At 61.5% G+C, this 25,390-nt stretch carries 15 protein-coding genes; 2 read left to right on the forward strand and 13 right to left on the reverse strand.

Annotated elements, in window-relative coordinates:
* Positions 1-348 precede the first annotated feature (348 nt).
* The 8 genes from BSY238_RS01955 to cysD form a co-directional block, all read right to left on the reverse strand.
* Complete coding sequence (locus BSY238_RS01955) at positions 349-1,539, reverse strand: NAD(P)/FAD-dependent oxidoreductase (protein ID WP_069037674.1); 1,191 nt, start codon at positions 1,537-1,539, stop codon at positions 349-351.
* Between the two features lie 88 nt (positions 1,540-1,627).
* Positions 1,628-1,975, reverse strand: a complete 348-nt coding sequence (locus BSY238_RS01960; RefSeq protein WP_150123860.1) for a hypothetical protein — start codon at positions 1,973-1,975, stop codon at positions 1,628-1,630.
* Positions 1,976-2,745: 770 nt separating this feature from the next.
* Entirely contained in the window at positions 2,746-3,297 is a 552-nt protein-coding gene (gene rfbC, locus BSY238_RS01965; protein WP_069037676.1) for a dTDP-4-dehydrorhamnose 3,5-epimerase, read from the reverse strand.
* Positions 3,297-4,178, reverse strand: a complete 882-nt coding sequence (gene rfbA / locus BSY238_RS01970) for a glucose-1-phosphate thymidylyltransferase RfbA (RefSeq protein WP_069037677.1) — start codon at positions 4,176-4,178, stop codon at positions 3,297-3,299. Before rfbA ends, rfbC begins: the two co-directional genes overlap by 1 nt.
* Before the next feature lie 51 nt (positions 4,179-4,229).
* Positions 4,230-5,123 carry a dTDP-4-dehydrorhamnose reductase gene (gene rfbD, locus BSY238_RS01975; RefSeq protein ID WP_069037678.1) on the reverse strand — a complete coding sequence of 298 codons (894 nt, stop codon included), beginning with the start codon at positions 5,121-5,123 and terminating at the stop codon, positions 4,230-4,232.
* Entirely contained in the window at positions 5,120-6,190 is a 1,071-nt protein-coding gene (rfbB, locus tag BSY238_RS01980; protein WP_069040381.1) for a dTDP-glucose 4,6-dehydratase, read from the reverse strand. The genes rfbD and rfbB overlap by 4 nt, the downstream gene beginning before the upstream one ends.
* A 481-nt stretch (positions 6,191-6,671) precedes the next feature.
* Positions 6,672-8,597 carry a sulfate adenylyltransferase subunit CysN gene (cysN, locus tag BSY238_RS01985; RefSeq protein WP_069037679.1) on the reverse strand — a complete coding sequence of 642 codons (1,926 nt, stop codon included), beginning with the start codon at positions 8,595-8,597 and terminating at the stop codon, positions 6,672-6,674.
* Between the two features lie 82 nt (positions 8,598-8,679).
* The gene (gene cysD, locus BSY238_RS18620) at positions 8,680-9,609 is read right to left on the reverse strand and encodes a sulfate adenylyltransferase subunit CysD (RefSeq protein WP_069040382.1); all 930 of its coding nucleotides are present in this window, start codon (positions 9,607-9,609) and stop codon (positions 8,680-8,682) included.
* Positions 9,610-10,599: 990 nt separating this feature from the next.
* On the opposite strand from cysD, the gene cysQ reads away from it, so the two are divergent.
* Both cysQ and BSY238_RS02000 read left to right on the forward strand, forming a co-directional pair.
* Positions 10,600-11,376, forward strand: a complete 777-nt coding sequence (cysQ, locus tag BSY238_RS01995) for a 3'(2'),5'-bisphosphate nucleotidase CysQ (protein WP_069037680.1) — start codon at positions 10,600-10,602, stop codon at positions 11,374-11,376.
* 10 nt (positions 11,377-11,386) lie between these two features.
* Entirely contained in the window at positions 11,387-13,117 is a 1,731-nt protein-coding gene (locus BSY238_RS02000; protein WP_069037681.1) for an SLC13 family permease, read from the forward strand.
* 24 nt (positions 13,118-13,141) lie between these two features.
* Here the strand turns inward: BSY238_RS02000 and BSY238_RS02005 are convergent, their stop codons facing one another.
* The 5 genes from BSY238_RS02005 to BSY238_RS17905 all read right to left on the reverse strand — a co-directional run bounded on the left by BSY238_RS02005 (position 13,142) and on the right by BSY238_RS17905 (position 25,336).
* On the reverse strand, positions 13,142-14,368 hold the full coding sequence (locus tag BSY238_RS02005; protein WP_083223875.1) for a DUF1501 domain-containing protein: 1,227 nt from the start codon (positions 14,366-14,368) through the stop codon (positions 13,142-13,144).
* A 34-nt stretch (positions 14,369-14,402) separates the two neighbouring features.
* Positions 14,403-20,036: a DUF1800 domain-containing protein gene (locus BSY238_RS02010; protein WP_069037683.1), complete on the reverse strand. Its 5,634-nt coding sequence runs from the start codon at positions 20,034-20,036 to the stop codon at positions 14,403-14,405.
* A 437-nt stretch (positions 20,037-20,473) separates the two neighbouring features.
* Complete coding sequence (locus BSY238_RS02015) at positions 20,474-22,126, reverse strand: sialate O-acetylesterase (protein ID WP_083223876.1); 1,653 nt, start codon at positions 22,124-22,126, stop codon at positions 20,474-20,476.
* A complete protein-coding gene (locus tag BSY238_RS02020; RefSeq protein WP_069037685.1) occupies positions 22,011-24,020 on the reverse strand; it encodes an acyltransferase family protein in 2,010 nt (669 codons plus the stop codon). Before BSY238_RS02020 ends, BSY238_RS02015 begins: the two co-directional genes overlap by 116 nt.
* A 194-nt stretch (positions 24,021-24,214) precedes the next feature.
* The gene (locus tag BSY238_RS17905) at positions 24,215-25,336 is read right to left on the reverse strand and encodes an acyltransferase family protein (RefSeq protein ID WP_083223877.1); all 1,122 of its coding nucleotides are present in this window, start codon (positions 25,334-25,336) and stop codon (positions 24,215-24,217) included.
* Between the last annotated feature and the right edge of the window lie 54 nt (positions 25,337-25,390).

The following is a 25,390-nucleotide window of genomic DNA, read 5'->3' on the forward strand; positions in this document are numbered from 1 at the left end:
GCTCGGAAGCGCCTCGACGAAACATGCCGATGAACTTTAAATCAGCCGGAAAAGCTTGCCAGGCCAACGTTTACATCAACAACGCGTGCAGACGCGTCGATCGCCGAAGCGTCTCGCACCGGGCTCGCGTCGAGGTGGCACGCTACGCAAACGCCACGTAGTCCGCGTCCGACACGCCACCACCGCCGCACCCGAAGAATTTTCGCCTGACTTGAGCCCTTGCGCACCCCGGCGATCGACATTTGGCGCAATGCGGAGCACTGCATGACGGCTGCCCACGCCAACCACCGGCTCAGATGTATTCAGGCGCTGCCGGTAGCGCGCGGCTGGACGACGCGCATCGACGACTCAGGCGGCCTGCCCCGCGCACCAGCCGGACGACCAGGCCCACTGGAAGTTGTAGCCACCGAGCCAGCCGGTCACGTCCACCACCTCACCGATAAAGAACAGCCCGGGCACGGCACGGGCGGCCATCGTCTTCTGGTCGAGGCCGCGCGTATCCACACCGCCCAGCGTCACCTCCGCCTTGTTGTAGCCCAGCGTGCCGGCAGGCTGTATCGGCCAGCCCTTCAGGCGCCGCGCAATGTCGCCGAGCGCGGCACGCGGCAACTCGACCAGCGCGGCGTTCCAGCTGCCCGCGCCTTCGACGTCCACCCACTGCTGCGCAAAGCGCTTCGGCAGATGATCGGCCAGCAAGGCAGCCAGCGTATGCCTGCCGGCGCGCGCGCCGTGCAGCCAGCCTTCCGCGTCGTGCACCTCGGGCAGCAGATCGATGACGACCGGCTCGCGCGCACCGGCCTGCTGCCAGTAACTGGACGCCTGCAGAATCGCCGGGCCCGACAGGCCGCGATGCGTGAGCAAGGTCTGTTCGCGGAACGCCGGACCATGGCACGACGCCACCGAATCGAAGGACGCGCCCGACAGTTCGCCGAAGCGCGCCAGCCACGCCGGGTCAAGCGCCAGCGGCACCAGCGCCGGCTTCGGCGGCACCACGGCCAGCCCGAATTGTTCGGCCAGCCGGTAACCGAAGGGTGTGGCGCCTATCTTCGGCACCGTCAGTCCGCCGGTCGCCACCACCAGCGAGGCACACTCGCGCGGACCGACGTCGGTGTCGACGCGAAACCCCGTATCGGTGCGGGTCACAGCCGTCACCGCCGACGGCATCTGCCAGCGCACGCCCGCCACGTCGCACTCGGCCTTCAGCATGTCGATGATCTGCATCGACGAATCGTCGCAGAACAGCTGGCCCAGCGTCTTTTCGTGGTACGCGATGCCGTGGCGCTCGACCAGTGCGATGAAATGCTGCGGCGTGTAGCGCGACAGCGCCGAGCGGCAGAAATGCGGGTTCTGCGACAGGAAGCTCGCCGGCGTGAGATCGCGGTTGGTGAAATTGCAGCGCCCGCCGCCCGAAATGCGGATCTTCTCGGCCAGCTTCGCCGCGTGATCGATCAGCAACACCGAGCGTCCGCGCGTGCCGGCCGTGGCGGCACACATCATGCCCGCCGCGCCGGCACCGATCACGATCACGTCAAACTTCATGGGAATCAATCAGGCCTGGATCATCTGGCCGGCGAGTGTAGCGCGGGTGCGCGCACCGACCGATCCGTGCAGGGCTCGCCGGTGTGCGTTACCGCGCCGGGTACACGCGGATTTCGTCGCCCAGATCGAACATCAGCACCAGGCGCGACGTGGGGTACGAGACCTCCGCGTTCTGGGCATCGGTCCAGTTGGAGAAGGTGACGGCGGTCTCGGGCGAATCCAGCCAGTGATTGTCAGCCCGCTCGTGCGGTGTCAAGGCGCGGCAGAGGTATCTGAGGCTGATGCGGCATTCAAGCCCGAAGCCCATGAACGTCGCATCGGGCGGGAGATCGAGCAAGCGCTTCAGCATATCGACGGACGACGTCAAAGACGGCTGCGGCGATCTCTCTGCAGTTGCTTCCGCACCACCTTTTCCACCGCCGTATCGCTGCTTCATGACCGAACTCCCTGTCATAAAAACATCATGTTAGCAGGCGAAACCCACCCCGGGATAGCCTCACGGCATATGAGCACCCGCCCCGTCGGCCGAACAAGAATCCAGCCATGAAACATCGCTCCGGCCCCGTCGGCTGCAGCGGCGTTTTGAGGAGGAGCAGTGGCCTGTGGGAGCTTCCTCTGTGGGAGCTTCCTCTGTGGGAGCTTCCTCTGTGGGAGCTTCCTCTGTGGGAGCGGCGGCCTCGCCGCGATGGGCACTTTGCACTGCGATGGTCGCGGCACGATCGCGGCGAGGCCGCCGCTCCCACAGGGGCCGCCCCCAGGTCACACTGGGTCACTTCTCCCACAGGGGGGGGTGCGCCCCGAGGGGCTTGATTCCACTGGGGTAGCTGCGCAGTGCGCGCAGTCCATGGCAGGCGTGAATCACGCCAACCGGCCCCCACGATCTACGGCGATGTGGCATCCACACGGTTTGTATCGACACACAGCATCCCGCCACGATCCGCGCGATTTTCGTGGGAGCGCGGCGGACTGTGGGAGCGGCGGACTGTGGGAGCGGCGGACTGTGGGAGCGGCGGACTGTGGGAGCGGCGGACTGTGGGAGCGGCGGACTGTGGGAGCGGCGGACTGTGGGAGCGGCGGCCTCGCCGCGATGGGCACTTTGCACTGCGATGGTCGCGGTACGATCGCGGCGAGGCCGCCGCTCCCACAGAGGCCGCCCCCAGGTCACACTGGGTCACTTCTCCCACAGGGGCCGCCCCCGCAGCCTTGTCAGAGGTCGGCGAACACCTCGCACTCGGCAAGCGGCTTGCCGGCGATGTCCTTGGGGGACAGCAGGGGCGAGCCTTGCAGCGGCCATTCGACGCCGACTGTCGGGTCGTTCCAGGCGAGGCTGCGCTCGTACTCGGGCGCGTAGTAATCGGTGGTCTTGTACAGGAAGTCTGCCGATTCGCTCAGCACGTAGAAACCGTGCGCGAAGCCGGCGGGTACCCAGAACTGGCGATGGTTTTCGCCGCTCAGTTCCACGCCGTACCATTTGCCGAAGGTGGGCGAGCTGCGGCGCAGATCGACGGCCACGTCGAACACCGCGCCCTGCACCACCCGCACCAGCTTGCCCTGCGGCTGATTGACCTGGTAATGCAGACCGCGCAGCACGCCTTTGCCGCTGCGCGAATGGTTGTCCTGCACGAATGGCACATCGAGCCCGGTCGCCTCGCGGAACGCCCGCGCGTTGAAGCTTTCCATGAAGAAGCCTCGCGCGTCGCCGAACACCTTGGGCTCGAGCACCAGCAGGCCGGCGATACCGGTTTCGACCACCTTCATCAGAACACCCTCTCGTCGATGATGCGCAGCAGATACTGCCCGTAGCCGCTCTTGGCCAGCGGCGCGGCGATGCGCCGCAACTGCTCGTCGCCGATCCAGCCCTGCCGCCAGGCAATCTCTTCCGGGCAGGAAATCTTCAGGCCCTGACGCTTTTCCAGCGTCTGGATGAATTGCGCCGCGTCGATCAGCGAATCGTGCGTGCCGGTATCCAGCCACGCATGACCGCGGCCCATCACTTGCACGTCGAGCGCACCGCGTTCGAGATACACGCGGTTCAGGTCGGTGATTTCAAGCTCGCCGCGCGGCGACGGCTTCAACGCCTTCGCGATCTCCACCACCTGCTGGTCGTAGAAGTACAGGCCGGTGACCGCATAACGGCTGCGCGGCTTGGCGGGCTTTTCTTCCAGGCTGATCGCATGCCCGTCAGCGTCGAATTCGACCACGCCATAGCGTTCCGGGTCGGTCACCGGATAGGCGAACACGGTGGCGCCCGCGGTGCGCGCACTGGCCGCCTTCAGGTCGTCGGCAAACTCGTGGCCGTAGAACAGGTTGTCGCCCAGCACCAGGGCCGACGGCGCATCGCCGACGAAGTCTTCACCGATGATGAAGGCCTGCGCCAGACCGTCCGGGCTGGGCTGCACCGCGTACTCGATGTTCATGCCCCAGTTCGAACCGTTGCCCAGCAGCTGCTCGAAGCGCGGCGTGTCCTGCGGCGTCGAAATGATGAGCACGTCGCGAATGCCGGCCAGCATCAGCGTGCTGAGCGGGTAGTAGATCATCGGCTTGTCGTACACCGGCATCAGTTGCTTCGATACCGCGATGGTGACCGGATGCAGACGGGTGCCGGATCCGCCGGCCAGTACGATGCCTTTTCGTGTCATGCGATGTCCTTGCGTGTCATGGTGTGCGCCCGAATCCGTTCCGGATGTCGTTCAGAGAATCTCGGCCAGCATGCGATCGACGCCCAGCTGCCAGTGCGGCAGCACCAGCCCGAACGTGTCGTGCAGCTTGCGTGTGTCCAGCCGTGAATTGAGTGGTCGTGCGGCCGGTGTCGGGTAGTCGGACGTGGGGATGGGCAGCACGGCGTCTGCGCCCACCTTGATGTCGTGCCCGGCCGCCCGCGCGGTCTCGATCACGTGCATCGCGTAGCCGTGCCACGACGTTTCGCCCGCGGCGACACAGTGATACAACCCGGCAAGCTGCGGGTTGTGGCGCAGCGCGCGTGCGGTGTGCGCGGTGATGTCGGCCAGCAGCTCGGCACCGGTCGGCGCGCCGAACTGGTCACTGATCACCGTCAGCCGGTCGCGTTCCCTGGCAAGCCTGAGCATGGTCTTCGCGAAGTTGCCGCCGCGCGCCGCATACACCCAGCTGGTGCGCAGGATGAGATGGTGCGCACCCGAGGCCGCGATGAGCTGTTCGCCTTCGAGCTTGGTGCGGCCGTACACACTGAGCGGATTCGTCTGCGCGGTTTCGTCGCGCGGCGCGTCTCCGCTGCCATCGAACACGTAATCGGTCGAGTAATGGATCAGGTGCGCGCCCAGTGCGGCCGCTTCGGCGGCGATGCGTCCGGGCGTGGTGGCGTTGAGCATGCGGGCCAGTTCGGGTTCGCTTTCGGCCTTGTCCACCGCGGTGTGCGCGGCGGCATTCACGATCAGGGCGGGCGCCACCTTGCGCACCGTGGCCGCCACCGCGTCCGGCTGGCTGAAGTCACCCGACAGCTCGCCCGAATTGTCGAAATCGAGCGCGATCACATTGCCCAGCGGCGCCAGCGCGCGCTGCAATTCCCAGCCGACCTGACCACCCTTGCCGAACAGAAGAATCTTCATGTGCCCTGCTCCGCGCCGTACTGCTGAGTGACCCAGTCGCGGTAGCCGCCAGTCAGAACGTTATGCACCCAGGGCTGGTTGTCGAGATACCAGCGCACCGTCTTGCGGATGCCGGTATCGAAGGTTTCCGCCGGCCGCCAGCCCAGTTCGCGCTCGATCTTGCGCGCGTCGATGGCGTAGCGCCGGTCGTGGCCCGGACGGTCCTTCACATAGCTGATCAGGCGCGCATACGGGCCGGCCGCGTCCGGCTGAAACTCGTCGAGCAGCGCGCACACGGTTGTCACGATGTCGATGTTCGGCTTCTCGTTCCAGCCGCCGATGTTGTAGGTCTCGCCCAGCCGGCCGCGCGCCAGCACTTCGCGGATCGCCGAGCAGTGGTCCTTCACGTACAGCCAGTCGCGCACCTGCTGCCCGTCGCCGTACACCGGCAGCGGCTTGCCGGCCAGCGCATTGACGATGATCAGCGGGATGAGCTTTTCCGGAAAGTGGAACGGGCCGTAATTGTTCGAGCAGTTGGTGGTCACCACCGGCAGGCCGTAAGTGTGGTGCCAGGCGCGCACCAGGTGGTCGCTCGCCGCCTTGCTCGCCGAATACGGGCTGTTCGGCTCGTAGGCATGGGTTTCGGTGAAGGGCGCGTCGGTCGGCCCGAGCGAGCCATACACCTCGTCGGTGCTGACATGGTGAAAGCGGAACGCCGCCTTCTCGTCACCGTCCAGCGCGCCCCAGTATCCGCGCGCCGCTTCGAGCAGCGTGAAGGTGCCGTTGACATTCGTCTGCATGAAGGCGCCCGGGCCGTGAATCGAACGATCAACGTGCGACTCGGCCGCGAAATGCACGATGGCACGCGGGCGGTGCGCCAGCAGCAGCCGGTCGATCAGGTCACGATCGCAGATGTCGCCCTGCACGAAGATGTGGCGCGGGTCGCCGTCGAGCGACGCCAGGTTCTGCCGGTTGCCGGCATAGGTCAGCGCATCAAGATTGACGACCGGCTCGTCCGATCCGCCCAGCCAGTCAAGAACGAAGTTGCTGCCGATGAAGCCGGCACCGCCGGTGACAAGTAAGGTCATGGTCGATTCCACACAATATTGCAGTGCAGGATATCGCACCAGATTGAGCGTTCGATGACAACCCTGCGCGATTGGGTGACAAACCCCTCAGACCGCGCGATTTTCTGCGGCCTGCACCGCAGGCGAGCTGCCAGGGGTTGAGCAGTGAGCTGCGGGGTTTTGGGCAGTGAGCTGCGGGGTTTTGGGCACTGAGCTGCGGGGTTTTGGGCAGTGAGCGGCGGGGTTTTTTGTGGGAGCGGCGGCCTCGCCGCGATGAGTGCCACGACCATCGCATTGCAGAGCGCGTATCGCGGCGAGGCCGCCGCTCCCACAAGGGGGCGCCACTCCCATAGGGGCGGGAGCCCCCCACAAGGGGGCGCCACTCCCACAGGGGCGGGAGCCCCCGCAAGGGGAAGCTCCCACAGACGGCCGCTCATGCAGGGGAAGCTCCACCAGGGGAGCATCCCCGCAGGCCTCCGCGCCTGGATTACATCGCTGAAACTCAGTCGGCCGCGCCGATCTCGCCGACCAGGATGCCTCGCTCGCGCAGGTGCTGCATGATGATGTCCACCGTTGCCTGGATGTCCTGCGTGCTGGTATCCACGCGGATCTCGGCGTGCTCGGGCGCTTCGTAGGGCGAATCGATGCCGGTGAAATTCTTGATCTCGCCGCGTCTCGCCTTTTTGTACAGCCCCTTCGGATCGCGCTCTTCGGCCACGGCGATCGGCGTATCGACGAAGACTTCGATGAACTCACCCTCTTCCATCAGACCGCGCGCCATGCGGCGTTCGGACCGGAACGGTGAAATGAAGGCGGTCAGGACGAGCAGGCCGGCGTCGACCATCAGCTTCGACACTTCGGCCACGCGGCGGATGTTTTCCACGCGATCGGCTTCGGTGAAACCGAGGTCCTTGTTCAGCCCGTGGCGCACGTTGTCGCCGTCCAGCAGATAGGTGTGGCGGCCCAGCGCATGCAGGCGCTTTTCGACCTGGTTCGCCAGCGTCGATTTGCCGGCCCCCGACAGGCCGGTGAACCACAGCACGCAGGGGCGCTGGCCTTTCATCGCACCGCGCGACGTCTTGTCCACATCCACGTGCTGCATGTGGATGTTGTGCGAACGGCGCAGCGCGAAGCTCAGCATGCCGGCACCGATGGTGGCGTTGCTGATGCGGTCGATCAGGATGAAGCCGCCGGTTTCACGCACCCGCTCGTACGGGTCGAACGCGATCGGCCGGTCGACGCTGAGCTTGCACACCGCGATCTCGTTCAGCGCGAGCTGCTTCGCTGCGAGATGTTCCAGGGTATTGACGTTCACCTTGTGCTTGATGTCGGTGACCGTGACGGTGACCGTGCGCGCACCGATCTTCATCAGATAGGCGCGGCCGGGCATCAGCGGTTCGTCCTGCATCCAGACGAGGGTCGCCTCGAACTGGTCGGCCACTTCGGCCGGTGAGTCGAGCGTCGAAATGACGTCGCCACGCGAAATGTCGACTTCGTCGTCCAGCACCAGCGTGATCGACTGGCCGGCGATCGCGCGCGGCAGGTCGCCGTCGGCGGTGACGATGCGCTTGACCGTGCTGGTTCGCCCCGACGGCTGAACCCGGATGGCCGCACCCGGCGTGATGCTGCCGCCGGCGATCGTACCGGCGAAGCCGCGAAAATCGAGATTGGGCCGGTTGACCCACTGCACAGGCAGCCGGAACGGGCTTTTCAGGCGCCGCTTCTGATCCACCTCCACGGTTTCGAGATAGCCCATCAGCGTCGAGCCGTGATACCAGGGCATGGCATCGCTGGGCGTCGTGATGTTGTCGCCCTTGAGCGCCGACATCGGAATCGCGACGATGTCCTCCAGCCCGAGCTGGGCGGCGAAGGCGCGGTAGTCGTCGACGATGCGGCGGAACGTGGCTTCCGAGTAGCCGACCAGATCCATCTTGTTGATGGCGACCACCACGCGCTTGATGCCGATCAGCGACACCAGGAAGCTGTGCCGGCGCGTCTGCGTCTGCACGCCGTAGCGCGCATCGACCAGGATGATCGCCAGGTCGGCGGTCGATGCACCGGTCACCATGTTGCGCGTGTACTGCTCATGACCCGGCGTGTCGGCGACGATGAACTTGCGCCGGTCGGTCGAGAAGAAGCGGTAGGCGACGTCGATCGTGATGCCCTGCTCGCGCTCGGCCGACAGACCGTCGACCAGCAGCGCGAAGTCGAGATCGCCGCCCTGCGTGCCGACCTTCTTCGAGTCGGCTTCGAGCGCGGCCAACTGGTCTTCGAACAGCATTTTCGATTCGTACAGCAGGCGGCCGATCAGCGTGCTCTTGCCGTCATCGACGCTGCCGCAGGTGATGAAGCGCAGCAGGCTCTTGTGCTCGTGCTGCTTCAGGTAGGCGCCGATGTCTTCGGCTATCAGATCGGAAACGTTTGACATCAGAAGGCCTCCTGCCGGGCCGCCCCAAATGAGGCCTCAGCCCCCTTGGGGGGCAACGAACGAATATGAGTGTGGGGGCGCATCAGAAGTAGCCCTCCTGCTTTTTCTTTTCCATCGAACCGGTGGAATCGTGGTCGATCACGCGGCCCTGCCGTTCCGAAGTCGTCGTCAGCAGCATTTCCTGGATGATGTCGGTCAGCGTGGTGGCGGTCGATTCGACGGCGCCGGTCAGCGGGTAGCAACCCAGCGTACGGAAGCGCACGCTTTTCATCTGCGGCACCTCGCCCGGGCGCAGCGGCATGCGCTCGTCGTCCACCATGATCAAGGTGCCGTCGCGCTCCACCACTGGTCGCGGCGCCGAGTAATAGAGCGGCACGATCGGGATGTTCTGCAGATAGATGTATTGCCAGATGTCGAGCTCGGTCCAGTTCGAGATCGGGAACACGCGGATCGACTCGCCCTTGTGCTTGCGCGTGTTGTACAGACTCCACAGCTCCGGCCGCTGGCTTTTCGGGTCCCAGCGGTGCTGCGCACTGCGGAAGGAAAAGATGCGTTCCTTGGCGCGCGACTTCTCTTCGTCGCGGCGGGCACCGCCGAACGCCACGTCGAAGCCGTACTTGTCCAGCGCCTGCTTCAGCCCCTCGGTCTTCATGACGTCGGTGTGGATGGCCGAACCGTGCGTGAACGGGTTGATGCCCTTGGCCAGCCCCTCCTGATTCACATGCACGAGCAGATCCATGCCCAGCTTTTTCGCCATCTCATCGCGGAATTCGTACATCGCCCTGAATTTCCACGTGGTATCGACGTGCAACAGCGGAAACGGCGGCACCGCCGGATAGAAGGCCTTCATCGCGAGGTGCAGCATGACTGCGCTGTCCTTGCCGACCGAATAGAGCATGACCGGGTTTTCAGCCTCCGCCACCACCTCGCGCATGATGTGGATGCTCTCGGCTTCCAGCCGCTGCAGATGAGTGAGGGTGTCCGGATCGACGAGTTCGGGAGTGGTCTGCATGAGGGTTCTCGAAGAGTTTGCAGAAAAAGTGGCGGGCGCCGCCGACTGCGTGGCGCGACGCGAAGGGGCCGACCGGCGTGAGGATGCAGCCGGCACCGCAGAGTCGTTGCCGGAGCGGCGACTGGGGCGCACCGCCAGCGTGGTCGCCGTCGCGCTCACGCCGGGTGACTGGTCGCGCATCCAGGTGCTCAAGATGCCGCCCGGCTCGAGTGACACGCCGCTGACCAGCAGATACATCGGCGCCGCAGTCATCGTTGCCAGCCTTGACCACAGGTTGGTCCAGTCATCGGCTCGCGGCGCGTGCGGGCAGAGCATCCAATACAACTGCCCGCGCCGCCCGCGCACAAAGAGAAGCCATTGCCCGCTTGAAGGCACCGTGGTCGGGCGCCACGCCATGGCACCGGTCCACCAGGGCTCACCACCGGACACGGCCGGGCTCTGTTCGCGCAACGTCGCCTCGCCGTCCCGGTCGAATTCCGGCTGCACACCCCAGTCGATGCGATAGCGCGCGAGACTGCGTCGGGGCGGCACGGCAATCTTCTGTTGTTCGAACCATGCGGCAACGGCTTCGTCACTCCACAGCCCGAACGGCAGCCCGAGCGCATCGGGCAGATTTTCGAATGCGCGGGCGAGCCGCTGTTCGGTCGCGCTGTCGAGCTTGCGCCCGCTGCCCGAAACCCGGCCTCGGCGCTTCACCAGCACCGCCTCCCACCCGCCCGCCAGATACGCCTTGTGCGCGGCAATCACCGTCGGCGCGCTCAGCTCGACCGCGCTCGACACCGCCGCCACCGTCATGCCCGACAGGCGCAGTTTCACCGCCTGACGGCGGCGTTCGTTGAGGATGTCGGCAGACAGGTTTCGAGCGTCCATTATTCACAGACAGGTGTGGCAGGCGTCATGTAGAGTAAAACCATTCAGTGCGCAAACAGTGTGAATTAATTATTTAATGACCAGGTTTGTTGCCATCAGCCCCCTCATCTGGAAGCGCTCATGAGAACCACCGCCGACCTCAAGGCACTGCACGCAGCACTGCTCGACATCGTCCGCGACGCCGGGCAATGCGTGATGGACGTCTATGCGACGGATTTCGAAGTCACTGATAAATCAGACAACTCTCCGGTCACCCTCGCAGACCGCAAGGCCGACGACCTCATCGTGGCACGGCTGAAGGCGCTGACGCCCGACGTGTTCATCGTGTCGGAAGAATCGACGGAAGCAGGCCAGCGCCCTGCCGACGGCGCATCGTTCTGGCTTGTTGATCCGCTCGATGGCACTAAAGAGTTCATCAACCGCAACGGCGAATTCACCGTGAATGTCGCCTTGATCGAGAACGGCCAGCCGGTGCTGGGCGTGGTTCAGGCGCCGGCTCAGGGCCGCATGTTCTCCGGCGTTTCAGGCGTTGGCGCCTGGGTGGACGACGCGGCGGGTGTACGTGAAATCCGTTGCCGCGCCACGCCTGAAGCCGGCCTGACCGTGGTCGCGAGCCGCTCGCACGGTGACGCGGCGGCACTCGATGCCTATCTTGCGGGCCGCAAGGTCGCCGAGCTGCGCAACGCCGGTTCGTCACTGAAGATCTGCCTGATTGCCGCCGGCGAAGCCGATGTCTATCCGCGTCTCGGACGCACGATGGAATGGGACATCGCCGCAGGCCACGCCGTGCTGATCGCTGCCGGCGGGCACATCGAGCAGATCGATGGCTCGGCGTTCACCTACGGCAAGCCGGATTTCGCGAATCCGCATTTCGCAGCCTGGGGGCTTGGCGGCTGAGCCGCATGCGATGACTGCCTGGATTGTTCTGTCGTCCATCGCGCTGCTGCTGATCCTGCTGGTGCACGGGCGCATTGCACCGGCACCGCTGTTCGCAGGCCTCGCAAGCTGTTACTACCTGTTCGGCCTGCTCGACCAGAAGGCATGGCTTGCCAGCTACACCAACCCGGCGCTGGCCATGCTGGTCATGCTGCTGCTGGTGTCACTGGTCATCGAACGCTCTCCGATACTCGAACGGGTGTCGGACAAGCTGCTGCGCGGCTCGCCCGTCGGCGCGGTCATGCGTTTCACCTCGATCACCGCGCTGTTTTCGGCGTTCCTGAACAACACCGCCGTCGTCGGTGCGCTGCTCGGCGTGGTCACCAAGCAGCGCCATCACCCGGCATCGCTGCTGCTGATTCCGCTGTCGTTTGCCGCGATTGCCGGGGGCGTCACCACTCTGGTCGGCACTTCGACCAACCTGGTGGTGAGTTCGCTGATGGTGAATGCGGGCATGTCGCCGCTCGGCATGTTCGATCCCGCATGGGTGGGCGTACCGGTTGCGCTCGTATGCATCGTCGTACTCGCGTTCAGCGTGCGGCTGCTGCCGCGCCATTCGGCCAACAGCCGCGAAGCGCAGCAGGCGTATTTTCTCGAAGCGCGGGTCGAGCACACCTCGTCGCTGATCGGCCGCAGCATCGAACAGAACAGCCTGCGCAATCTCGAAGGGCTGTTCCTGCTCGAAATCATGCGTGACGGCCGGCTGATTTCCCCGGTCGCGCCGGCTGAAGTGATCGAAGTGGGCGACGTGCTCATCTTCACCGGCGAGATCGACAAGATGAGCGCGCTGCAACGTTTCGACGGGTTGCAGGTGTTCGGTGTCGAAGCCGACGCGCTGCTGCGGTCCAACCTGCTCGAAGTGGTCGTGTCCAGCCAGTCCGAACTGGCCAACAAAACCCTGCGCGAGGTCGACTTCCGCACCATGTTCGATGCGGGCGTGGTCGGCATACGCCGCGGTGAAAAGCGGCTCACCGGTCAGCTCGGCCGGGTGCCGCTGCACGTCGGCGACAGCCTGCTGCTCGCGGTCGGCCCCGATTTCGCGAATCACCGCAACATCGACCGCAACTTCCACCTGGTGGGCGGCACCGTGCGGCCGCGCCTCACACCGATGCAGAGCCGGCTCACGCTGACCGCCTTCGCGGCAGTGATTGCGCTTTCGGGTCTCGAAATCCTGCCGCTGTTCACCGGCCTGCTGCTGTTGCTGGCGGGCCTCGTGCTGAGCGGGCTGCTCACCCTCGCGGAAATGCGGCGGCGCTTCCCGTTCGACCTGGTGCTCACCATCGGTTCATCGCTGGCGATCGCCCAGGTGCTCGACAGCAGCGGCGCCGCCGAATTGATGACCGGTGCGCTGCGCATGCTGTACGACGGTCACGGCGTGATCGGCGCCTTCATCGGCATCTATCTGCTGACGGTGATCCTGACCGAGCTGGTCACCAACAACGCAGCCGCCGCGCTGGCCTTCCCCATCGCGCTGTCGACGGCACGCGCCTTCGACGCCGACCCGATGCCCTTCATCATGGCCGTCATGTACGGAGCCAGCGCCGGCTTCCTGATTCCGTTCGGCTACCAGACCCATCTGATGGTGTACTCACCCGGCCGCTACCGCATGCTCGACTTCGTACGCGTCGGTCTGCCGGTTTCGATCGCCTATGGCGCCACCGTCCTGCTGCTTGTACCGGTGTTTTTTCCGTTCGCGCGCTGAAGCGGAGGATGAAAGGCCGCGCCGTCAGGCGATGATGTCTACCTCGTGTCCCGAGTAGCCCGAAAGCACTGACCCCACTCCCGATGCACCCATGAAACGACTCAACACGTTCGCGTAAACAGACCTGAAATCGACTGTATGCCTCAGGGCACGGGCGTCTACCAGCTGATCGGTTCCGAGTCCGGGCCAACCGCTCCCCAGATGCAGTCCGCCTCGCACGTTCGGCCCCATCGCCAGCCACGCAGACGCGTCGCCATGATCGGTACCGAGGCTGCCGTTCTCGGCCGCAGTACGACCGAACTCGGTCGCTGTAAGTACCGTCACACGCGACGCAGTGCCGCCCAGATCCTGGAAGAAGGCGCCTATGGTCGACGAGAAATCGGTCAGCAACCGACCCATACGGCCCGACGCATCGTTTCCCTGATTGCTGTGCGTATCCCATCCTCCGCAATCGACCGTAATGATTTCGAGGCCTGACCTTGCCTTGATGAGCGCTGCGGCTTGCCGCATCTGCCTTCCGAAAACGCTGGACGGATAGATTGCCCCGCCCCCGGCGGCGGCCTGACCTATCGAGCGCAAGGACTCCAACTCGGGCACGAGATTCGAGCCAACTGTCTTCAAGGCGCTTCCGTTCGGATTCCGGCTTTCTGCTGGCCACGCATAGGTCTCCTGGATCAGATTGGAAAGCAGCGTCTGATCGGTAGCAGCCGATGCGAGATTCAGCCCGGATATGTCCTGATACGCAGACGCGGGAGATGGAAGGCCCATCAGGCTCAAAGGCGGCTTCACACCGAAACTCAGCGCGCGTGATGAATCGCCGGCACCGAACGCCTGAATGTATCTCGCCAGCCAACCATTGACGACTGCGGGGGTCGTGGCAGATTCAATGACGTCCTGGCCTGAGAAATGCGAACGCGACGAGTTCGAATAGTGAACAGCAGGCAGGACTGCAACCCACCCTTCCTGATACAGACGCCACAGGTCAGTCATCGCAGAGTGAAAGCCGAAGAACCCATCGAGGTCCAATGCTGCGCTACTGCCCCCCGTAGCGGGTGCGGGCACGGCAATCGTCGGACGGAGCGCGTAATAGCTGTCGTCACCATGCGGAACAACGACATTCAAGCCATCCCATCCACCGCGCATGAAAACAAGGACCAGCACCCTGTCGCTCGCGGCATGCGCAAGCGGCATTCCGCTTCCGCAAGCGATGGCCCCAAGACCCAGGGCACGAAGAAATTCACGTCGTTTCATTGCATCGTCCCTGAGGAAATAGATTCGATTGGCGTCATTGGTACTGATAATCAGGAAGCAGCAGCAGCGCCTTGGCAAGACGCCGCAGGCGGACCTCGCGATCCGGGGCGCTCGGAAGCCAGGGGTAAAGCCCCCCCTCCGTCAAGATGTTCATTGCGACATCCATGTGGCGTTTCACGAAAGTCGGGCCCAGCAGGCGTTCCAGCAACCTGCCGCACACGCCTTCCGCAGTATCGAATCCCTCGTCGTTCATCAGGCCCGAAAGGTTGAACTGGACCTGCGCCCCGGCAGGCGCGTAAGCCAGCAGTCGATCGGCAAAACGCGCGCGTGAATGCAGCATGCTGCTGCTGAGCCATGCGGATCCGAGATCGCTGTAACCAGTCGGCACGGGATTGAGGAACAGGGGCATTCCCTGACGCTGCAGTTCGATCGGGATGTCGTCTCCGACATTTTCGCCGCCAAGTTGCCGGACCGAACCGAGTACGAACTCCAGAGGCGTCTTCAGCTTCGCCCGCACATGGCTGTCCCCTCGAAACGCCGAGGAAGAAAGAATCACCATCAGCACCTGTCTGATCTGATCCGGCGCGTTCTGCTGACTGATGAACGTCTGCGCGCAGCTCGTCACGAGAGCATCGACAGGCACATCCGACACAAAGTACGTCACCAGCTTCCTGCAGATGAAGCGTGCAGTCGAGGGATGTGACGCCACGATGTCCAGGACTCTCTCGCCATCCGCCTGTCCGCCTCCGGCAGGGATCACTACTCCGAGAACGTTCTTGGCTCCGACATCGTGGCCCGCTGCATCGAAAGCGAACTGGCCATCGACCACCGTCCAGCCAGTCATCGCGCGGGCCACTTCCGCCACATCGCGCTCGGTGTATCCGCCATCGACGCCCATCGTGTGCAATTCCATGAGTTCTCTGGCGTAGTTCTCATTGGGGCGCCCCATCCGATTGTGCCGACCATCCAGCGTGTAGAGCATCGCAGGACTTTTGGCACTCGCAGCAAGCAGATCACGGAATCGACCCACAGCCAATGTCCGGAAAGCATTGTTCTCGTTCTGCTCGAACAGACTGTTGTGATGCGAATTGAAGAGGGTATTGAAGTGGTTGTCCCAGAACCAGGTCATCACTTCCCGCAAGGCACGATCACTGTATGCAGCCTGCCTTAGGGCACCGGTCGCGATATTGACGCTGCTGCCGAAGCTCTCTGCTCTCGATACCCAGCCATCATCAGCCACTTCATCTGGAACAAGTTGCGCGGAAAGCCAGGCATCGACACCCATGCCGCCAGGACTTGCAGCCAGATAGGCGTCCGGTGAAGGGCCGAACGAGGTTCGCTGCAGGACATGCCAGACGCGGCTGAACGTGGCCACCGGGGTCAGGGACAAGGTCTGACTGCTTTCGTTGCCTCCGCCATCACGTGCGACGAGCGCAACGGAGACACCGCCAGCCAGTAGGGCTTCGGGGGCAACCACCACACTCCAGCGGCCCGTGCGCTGCGCCACCTCAACCAACTTGGACACACCGACCATGCCGCCGCCACTCACTTCAGCAGTCAGTTCGACACCGAGCGTGTCGTCAATGACCGCTCCGCTGACCACGAACCCCCCAGTCGGAACCTGAGTTCCGCTCTGCCGTGAGTTGACCCTGATTGTCGGTGGCGTGACGTCTTTGATGAGCGCGAGCGACAAGGTCGCTGTCGCCTCATTCCAAGACTTGTCTACCGCAGTCATCGCGATAGTCACGGTTCCTGGCGAACTGACCGGAAGCGCACCCGTTTCAACAAACCACGTCTTGCTCGATGGACGCCAAGTAGCCGACTTGTCTATCGTCGCGCCGGATGGGAGGGAAAGCTTGAGTCGGACTTCCCGAATCGACACGTTGTCATCGGCTACACCACTGATGCGGAATCCGTTGAAGGCAATGCGCGAATCGGTCACCGGATCCATGATCTCGATACTCGGTAGCGTACGGTCCAGATCTTCGTCTTCGCCCTGAATCATCGCGAAACGATACGCGCCCCGTGACGCCAGCACATCGCTGAAATGATCCTGCCCGTCGGCGAATGGATTGGTGGCACGCATCACATATTCGCGCCCCTGTCCCAAACCCTCGAAATCGAAACGTATCAAGCCAGTACCATCGGAAATGCCCTGTTTCGCAACCTTCAGCGCGCCATCCGGCAATTTCTCGAATGCAATAACGGTGACCGACGACAGCACGGTACCCCTTGCACCATCGATGAGAGTGACCGGAACCGAACCCACGCGGAAGCCATAGCCACGTGGTTCAGTCAGCAGATCACTTTCGACCCACACGCCAAAGGGCTGAGTCTTGAGGACATAGTTTCGCCCGCTGCCAAGACCGTCGAGATCGAAGCTGGCGCCGCCCTGGGCATCTGTCAGACGCTTGGCCCGCCAGACGTCGCCCCCAGCAGTCCTTTCGTAAGCGTGAAGCTCGACGTTCGCGACGCCAGCCTCGGTCATGTGATCGATAAGCTTGACCGTGAGCGCCCCTTGAGCGAGCTTGAACTGATAACTCCCAGCGGCGCTGTAGGTCGCACTTGTCTTGGTCGCGCCATCGAGCGGACTGACCGCCCTGAGTGCGAATTTCCGGCTGCCGAGCCGATCGGGGTCCAGACGCACCCGTCCTTCACCGTCCGTCCGGAACGCCCCTTCTCCCTTGAAGCTTCCGTCTGCCAGCACCTCCTGCAGCGACACATCCTTCCAAGCAAGCGGCAGCCCGTTACGGGCGTCGATCAACTGAACCTGCAGCGCCCCGACCTTGATCACCTTCGATCCGGCCGATGAGATCTCTGCGCTCTGAACGGCCTGCAGATACGGCTTTGTCGTCAAGACGTAACGGCGGCCCTCGGCAAGGCCATCGAGATCGAATTTCACCTCGCCAGCGGTATCCGTAGTTCGCGTCAGGCGAAGGACTTGAGTAGCGCCTGTCTTTTCCCAAACCTCAACATTCTTGCCGGAAATCGCTGCTCCACTGACCGAATCCTGAACGCGCACAACCACCGAATCGTTACCGAGTACAAAGCGATACGGCCCCTTGCCACGATAGATGTCGCTGATTTTTTCGCGACCATCCGTCGGGCTGGTTGCCGTCAAGACATAAGGCACCGTTCCAACGTTGGGTGGGTCGAGCTTCGCCCAGCCCTGAGCATCAGTGCGTCCTGCCATCACCCATACATGCGCACCGTCCGGCGACCAGCGTTTGAGCGTCACCGCCTGATCCGCGCGTCCTTGCCCGGTCTGTCCATCGATTACCTGGACCTGCAGTGCGCCCACCCGGAAACCGAGACCGCGCGGTTCCGTGATCAGTTCGCTTTCGACCCAGGCGCCGAAGGGTTGCGTCTTGACTACATAGTTGCGTCCTTCACCGAGCCCATCGAGATCGAAACTAGCCGTGCCTTCGCCTTCGGTCGCGCGCTTGACACGCCAGACATCACCCGCAGGAGTCCGCTCAAACACATTCAGTTCGACATTCGGCATGCCCGCATCGGTTACGTGATTGATCAGTTTGACCGTGAGCGCACTCGCAGCCAGCCTGAACTGATGGCTTCCCACAGCGCTGTAGGTTTGACTGGTCTTCGTCGTCCCGTCTATCGGACTTGTGGTGCGAAGGACATATCTGCGACTGCCCAGCCCTTCCGGATTCAGCCGGACGCGCCCCTCCACGTCAGCGGAGAACGTACCTGCCGACCTGAGGGCGCCATCGCTCACTACCTCAAGCAGTGACACCGATCGCAGCGAAAGGCCTTTGCCACTCCTTGCGTCGATCAACTGCACCTGCAGGGTGCCGGCATTCAGCAGTTGCGCTCCGGCAGCATTGATCACTGCGCTCTGAACCGTCTGAAGATAGGGCTGCGTCCTCAGAAAATACTTACGGCCTGACGCAAGGCCATCCACATCAAAGCTGGCCTGACCTGATTCACTGGTCGTACGCTTCAGCCGGAGGACTGGTGCGTTGTCTGTCACTTCCCAAATCTCGACAAGCTTCCCTGCAATGCCCGCACCGGTCACCGCATCGCGAAGTTGCGCAACGATCGGTGCATTGCCCATCACGAATCGATGCGGGCCCTTGCTCCGATAGACATCGCTGATCTTCTCCACGCCATCGGTGGGGCTGGTCGCTGTAAAGACATAGGGCACGGTTCCGACATTGGGTGGGTCGAGCTTGATCCAGCCCGACGCGTCGGTCTTGCCCCCCATGACCCAGGTGTGGGCGCCGTCGGGCGACCATTTCTTGAGGCCGACCTGCTGCCCCGCCCTGCCCTGCCCGGTCACGCCGTCCACCACCTGTGCCTGCAGTGTCCCGACCCGAAAGCCGAAATTTCGCGGCGCCGTGAGCAACTCGCTCTCGACCCAGAAGCCGAAGGGTTGCACCTTCAGAACATAGTTGCGACCGCCGCCTAGCCCGTCAAGATCGAAGCTGGCATTTCCCTGAGCGTCGGTCGTTTTTTTTGCGCGCCATGTATCGCCAGTGGCAGAACGCTCGTAGGCGTGCAATTCGAGCCCTGCAAGCCCCGCGTCGGTTACATGATCGATAAGGCGCACGGTAACGGCACCCTGAGCGACCATGAATCGATAGCTGCCGGGGGAACTGTAGGCTTCGCTCGTCTTGCTGACGCCGTCAACCGGGCTCACCGCGCGAATCGCATAACTGCGGCTACCGAAACCGGCAGGATCCAGCCTTACCCGTCCTTCGCCGTCGGTGCGGAAGACACCTGCACCCTGATGGCTTCCGTCCGGCAAACGCTCCTGCAGCGATACGTCCTTCCAGGCAAAGGGCAAATTGTTTCGTGCATCAACCACCTGAACCTGCAAGGCGCCTGCAACGAGCTTTTTCACCCCGGCGGACGCGATTTCCGCTTGCACCTGCTGAAGATAGGGTTGGGACTTGGCGACATAGCGCCGACCGGACAGAAGCCCATCGAGATCAAGCCTTACATGGCCGCTGCCGTCGGTCGTGCGCCTGATGACGAATTCGGACGTCGATCGATCCCATACCTCAACTACTTTTCCTGTCAGCGCCGAACCGCTGAGCGAATCCGCCATTTCAATCACGACCGGATCATTGCCAAGCACAAACCTGTGCGGCCCTTTGGTCAAAAGGATCTCGCTGACCTTTTCATAGCCAACCGTCGGACTGGTCGCCGTTACGATGTAGCGCTCCGTACCCACACCTGGCGGATCAATCTTCACCCAGCCCTGCGCATCGCTGATTCCGCTCATGACCCACGTATGGGCGCCGTCCGCTGACCACCGCTTTAGTGCGAGGGTCTGACCGCTCCGGGGCAGGCCCGTCATCCCGTCAAACACCTGTACCTGCAGCTTGCCCACACGCAACTCTTGCGTACCGCCAGCTGTGATCAAACTACCTTCCACCCACGGTCCGAAAGGCTGCGCTTTCAGAATGTAGTTCCTGCCTGCGCCTAACCCATCCAGCTCGAAGCTGGCCGTACCTGAGCTGTCCGTGCTGCGTTTTGCACGCCACAAGTCGCCCGTGGCGGTGCGTTCGAATGCGTGGAGTTCATGGTTGGACATCCCAACGTCCGTCACATGGTCGACCAATCTGACCACAAGCCCGGCAGCACCCGCCAACGACGACAGGAACACCAAGGCCAGGCCAACAGAAAAGCGCAGAAGGAACACTCGAAATTCACCAGCTGAAAGGGACAACCAGGCAACTTGCCGACGTGATGGCAGGCTCCGCAGAAAGGTGGCGCGCTGTTACCCAGTCACACGGCAGGTCGCGTCAGCTCATGGGGGGTACACGGGTACGCCACGACAGGATTAAGCAAAACTAACAAATGGAAACATCTGTTAAGTCGGCAACCGCACAGACGGTACCACCCCAAGATGTCAGGAGAGTGTGACGTGCTGTGGCTTTGCGTGATTCTGCTGCGACACTACATGGCTCAGGATTCATTCCTGAATCTCGCGCAGCTTCGCTGACAAGCTACCTGGCCGAGCGCCTGATCGGGCCTAGAACGGCACGAAGGATCTCCAGCCTGAATGCGCTGCGAAAACTGACAGGCTTGGGGTGCGAGTGGGACAGCACGGCAACCGAGATACCGACGTCCGCGCTGTCAGAACGCCTTCATGGGCCAGTCATCCGTTCTGAACGGAGCGACCGGTATCTGGTTGGCGCCGACCAAATTGCACTCCGGATAATCCCGCCACGCGTAGCGCACGGCGACAGGATTCATGACCTTCGAAGAGCGTACGGTGACAACATTAATGCCCGTGATCTCTGCGTCCGCTGGATGGAACACCTGGTCCTCACCCGCCAGCTCGAAACCGACGGCGCGATCGGCGTCACTCATCACGCCTGCACTGTCAGTACTCCGGATAGCGAGATGTGCAGCAGCACTATCGAACTTCACCATGACGTCACCGCTCCTGATCTCGATACCGACGTATCGCGGGCCTTCGGCATCGATCTTCAGCTGATAAACCTTTGCAAGCGCCATACGCGCAAAGCGATCGGCAGGGATCTCCTTGCGTGCGGGATGAATGTCATCGCGGCTGCCTGCATCCACCAGAGTGACCACCCAAACCTTGCTCTTACGCGCAGCGAACGCGTGTAACCCTTCACCAAACCTTGCACGAGCGCTGTCCTTGACGCTCGATGCGGGGCGTTGATACGGTGCCAATTCTGCGACGATGAATGGAAGATCAGCTCTCTGAAAGACTTCCCTCCATGAGTCGACCAAGTCGTTCAACAGCGACGGATAGATCTCCGAGTCCTCGACATTGCCTTCGCCCTGATACCAGAGCACCCCTTTGAACGCGAAAGGTGCCAGGGGCAGGATTTTCGAGTTGAACGATGCCGAAGGATTCCAGGGTGAATCAGGCGCTCCCGCCGGAATCCTGCTGCCTCCAGCGCGCGCCGATCCGGCGGATAACCGGGCACGTGCCGACTCGTACTGCAAGACAAACCGGCGACTCAGCGGGTTGGCCCGAAGGACATCCGCCGGGATCCAGTTCTGTATGACGGTCGAAGGCGTCGCGGCCACGACGATACCAACCGGTATGGTGAGTTCGGTCTGGATACGTTCGCCGAACAAATAGCCGATCGCAGGCATCGACTGCACGGCTTTCGGCGATACCGCAGGACGCCAAAGCCCCGACGTATCCTTGAGCGGAACGTCGGACGATGCATTGGGCAGTTGGAAGAGCCGAATCTTGCCGTTGCTCGCAGCCCCAATCTTTTCCTGCAGGACCGTTGTCTGTGGTGCCTGCATCGTGATGACCATGTTCGACTGGCCGGACACCAGCCACACGTCCCCTACTACGAGGTTTCGCTTCCGAACCGATGTCTTGCCCGCCGAGACGTCCAGTTCCCGCCCTTTTCCATCAGCCGGCATGGACTCGAGCGTCACATGCCAGTATCCGTCAGTTATGGACGCGGTGGCCTCCCGGGTCTGCGCCCCAAAACGGACACTTACCGTTGCACCAGGAGCAGCCCAGCCCCATACCGGAACAGGTGTGTCCCGCTGCAGTACGCCGTAATCATTGAATATGCCGGCCAACCGGAGCTCATTGGCCCTGACGGCTCCCACGGATGGCAACAGACAACAAAATAAGACGATGCAGCATCGACGAAGCACAACCCAGGACAGGTCAATGTGCACGAAGTGCTTGGTGGAAGCTTTCGGCAACGATGGAATTTCCATAAGCAGTAAGGTGATCACCGTCAAAGAACAATGGCTTGCCAGCGCGAACGGGCGAACAGACATCGTCCGGGCACAGAAGAACGTATGGATCCCAGATCTCTACGCCGGTCACCTGATCCTTGACCTGCCTCATCGCCGAAAGAACAGGCGTTCGAAGTTCATCGAGTTCCTTGCGAGAAACCTCCAGCCCGCCGTCACAATCGGGATTGTCCTTGTTGAAGAAATCGGAACACCGGAACAGCGGCACTCGAAAGACAGGCTTGGGCGCTTCGAAAAACACCTTCACGCCAATTACCGAAAGCGTTTCGAGTCGGCCGATTGCCTCGGTAACCGCGGCTTGCCTATCAATCGACGCCACTGGCGAAATTTTCGCCCCCCCCCACTGGTCACCGAATCGCGGCAAACGCAGTGATGGCAAAAACAACACATCACCTGGCCGTGCCTCCTTCTGGAGTGTGGCGAACAGGCTTGCGACGAATTCCTCACAGCCTCGTCCGATCGTAGCTGAGGAGTTGCGCATATTGAATACGCTGCACCCCGGAGACGTGAACATCGAGACGCTGGATCCAGTTGTCGCCGCGTAGAAACGAAGCATCGAAGAATAAGCCCATGCGTGGGAATCACCGGCGACAAACACTCTCGGGGCATCGACGTTCTCGCAATCCACAGGGGAGAAGTCGAACCGCCTTCCCGAGCCGAAACTGTCCTTCCCGTCCTTCACCGCACAGGTTCGATCCGCGGCGGTGACCGGAAGCACCGCATCGGGATGCCAGACGGCTTCATCGCTGGTCACACTCATTGAAATGTGGGGTTTCGCAAATACCACTAGCACCGCAACGGCTGCAAATGCCGCCATCGCGCCGATGCCTGACAGTACCAATCGCCCCTTTGGCAGAGACTTCAATTTCTGCGAGTAACGAACCGGATTCTCGACATACCGCCATGAAGCCCAGGCAAGTGCGAACGAAATGACACATGCCGCTAGCTGATGTGGCCAGTCGGCAAGGCCAGTGGTCCATTTCATGAATACGATCACAGGCCAGTGCCACAGGTAAAGCGAGTACGACAGCTTTCCGACGAACACTGCCGCAGGCTTCGAAAGCAGCCGTACAACTCCGCAGTCGTCCCGGGTCGTCCCCAGCATGATCAGGAGTAGCGTCAGCAGCACAGGTATAAGCCCTGACGGCCATGGAAAGCGAGATGCATCAATCCATAGCAGGCAACCGACCATCGCAGCCAATGCGACTGCGCCTACCGCTTCAGCGCTGGATCGGTTCATGCCCGAAAATGCCGGACGCCAGACGTCACGGGACATGAACAGCAGCACACCCAGTCCAAGTTCCCAGAAGCGCGTTGGCAGACTGTAAAACGCAATCGTTCTCGAATAACTTTCCTGAACGACATACAAGGCGAGGAGAGAGAGCCCGATAAGGCTCACCAGAAGAAATGTCACAAATCGACGTCTACCCTGCATCCACCCGAAAAATAAAATCGGAAAGATCAGATAGAACTGTTCTTCGACGCCAAGTGACCATGTATGGGTGAACGGGTTGAACTCGGTCCGCGGCGACCAGTAATCATTCGAAGTCAAGGCAAAGAATACGTTGCTCAGACCGAAAAGCGCAGCCAGGCCCGACTTCGGATTCGCATCGCTAAGCCACGCGTCGGGCACGATCAGGGCATCCACGACGAAAGTCACCAGAACAACGACCGCCAGCGCCGGAACGATTCTGAGGACACGCCGCGCGTAGAAGGCGTTCAGAAACTCCCGGAATGAATCCACGGGCAAGCTCATCGCCGCTGATGCCACGACAAAGCCCGAGATCACGAAAAATATATCGACCCCGATGAAACCAGCCGGAACTATCGCGTCTACGTGAAATAAAAGGACAGAAAGTACAGCGACGGCTCTCAGGCCATCCACTGCCGGGAAATATGTATTTTTTGTCAATGACATGATATGGACCAACCGGCCACCAGCCCTCGTTGAATCACATGCGATGAAAACATATAAGAGAAAAATGGTGGCGGCGCGCCATAAAACCCGTGTTTGAAGCGCCTGTCATCTCATTGCGAACAATCACCCTTTGATATCCCGCGCCACCATGTATTTACGCTCGTCGAAACGCTGCGCGAGACAAAAAATAAGCCTCAAGCATTCTTGGCTCTGGAGAAGACTCTCAACCAGGTCGGCTCTGCTGCATACAAGTACTTTCGCCAACCAAGAGCAGGCTTCTCGATAAAATGCCAAGACAAGGCAGCAATTAGGAGAGAACATGGCAGAACTATCGCGACATTCACCCACCAATGATGCGTCCAGGCACCGATTGCCGATACCGCTTGCTGGATCGCGAACCCGTACAAAAATATCCCATAGGAGTAGTCCGCCCCTCGGAGTAGAAAAAACTTTGCCGGGTTCATCAAGCCTAGATAAACAGTAAGGTAACCAATAATCAAAGGTGAAAAGAAATCTCCAAGCGGAACAGAAAGGAGAACCAAGGACACTATAGCCGACGCAAACGCCAAGCGTCCGTCCCAAGGAATCGATTCCTTAAATATATAGATCGCAACCCCTGCCAAAAAACTCAAAACAAGGACAGTACCAGGCACTGCTCCATTAGCAACAGAAATCTCACCTGTATTCGCCAGCAAATATTTCACTATCGCCAGTACAGTGAGAAGCAACAGTATGCACAAAAATGCGTAGTGACGCTTTACCGCCCCAACTCCGGCAATTAAAGCCAACGCCACATAACACTGAAGTTCATAAGGAACGGTCCAAAGCTGCCCGTTGACGATATTTGGAAGCGGATTGCTTTCAAAAACACCAGGCAAGGCGTACTGTATATGACCGACGATATTAAAGAAATACTTAAGAAAAATCTCGCTTGAAAAATATTCACCAAGGCTGTACGTTGTAAAAAAAGGCCCAATAATGAACGCAGAAATCAATACCTCGACACTTAACGCCGGAAATATTCGAATCACTCGAAGGCCAAGGAAAACGAACAACGTTTTAGAGCGCTCCAAGCTTCCTGCTACCAGAAAGCCACTAAGTGCGAAAAACATAGGAAGTATGAGTGCTATAAAAGCGCGCACCGGCGATTCCATTATCCCCTTTGGAACCGACGTTCCATATGCAGTTGCCAAGCTATGCCAAACAATAATTAACACAGCAAGAATTAGTCGCATGTAATCGAAACCCGTAGCTCGACCACCAGTCTCTTGAACTCTTTCCGAAATAGTTCGATTTACCGCAAAAAAATTCGCCATTTTCGACCTTGAATTATCAAAACCATTCCGTACCAAAAATTCACGAGACCAAGC

It is taken from the genome of Methyloversatilis sp. RAC08, assembly GCF_001713355.1.
Classification (GTDB): domain Bacteria; phylum Pseudomonadota; class Gammaproteobacteria; order Burkholderiales; family Rhodocyclaceae; genus Methyloversatilis.